The organism is Rhodovulum tesquicola, from assembly GCF_024128855.1.
GTDB lineage: Bacteria > Pseudomonadota > Alphaproteobacteria > Rhodobacterales > Rhodobacteraceae > Rhodovulum > Rhodovulum tesquicola.
Window position 1 is genome coordinate 1 of sequence record NZ_JAMYDV010000062.1, and the last position, 662, is coordinate 662.

A 662-nucleotide genomic window follows, 5' to 3' on the forward strand; every position below is an offset into this window, starting at 1 on the left:
GCCGAGCGCGGCACCTGCAGAGGCGCCGTGGTCTGGACCAGGATCACAAGAACCAGTTGCATCCGCGACCTTCACGATAACCTCCATCGACAGCAGATCGACATTCGTTCCGAGAAAGCTGCCCGCCACCGGCGTGACCTGCGCGATGTGCCGGGCAACGGCGACGGGAATGAGGTTCGCGGCACCGACCGCGCGGTTGGTCGGGTCGAAGGGGATCCAGCCGGCGCCGGGTATGAAGACCTCCACCCAGGCATGGGTGGACCCTGTCCCCGCCGATCCGAGGCGGCTGCCCGAGGGATCGTGGAGATAGCCGGACACGAGCCGCGCGCCGAAGCCGAGCGTGCGGGCCGCCTCGGCAAGAAGAACGGCAAAATCCCGGCATGATCCCCATCCCCGGTCGAGCGTCTCGAGCGGCCCCTGGGTGCCTTCCGTCTCGCGGCTCTGATAGGAAATCCGGGTGGCAACGCCATTGCTGAGATCCTTCAGCAGGGACAGCGTGTCTGTCGGCCGGTTCATCACGAACCCCTCGACCCATGACGACAGGCGCCCGGCGGCGTCGGCGTATTGCGGCACGGCAAGCGCGCCGAGGTCGATCCGGTCGTCGGACGCGTAGAGGAACGGATAGCTGGCGGCGGACGCGGCGATGGCAAAGACCGGCCAGG

The 662-nt window shown here is 67.7% G+C and carries 1 protein-coding gene; it reads right to left on the minus strand.

Annotated elements, in window-relative coordinates:
* Nucleotides 1–662, minus strand: a 662-nt coding sequence (locus NHN26_RS17365) for a transglutaminase-like domain-containing protein (RefSeq protein ID WP_253090547.1), incomplete at both ends; no start/stop codon positions are given.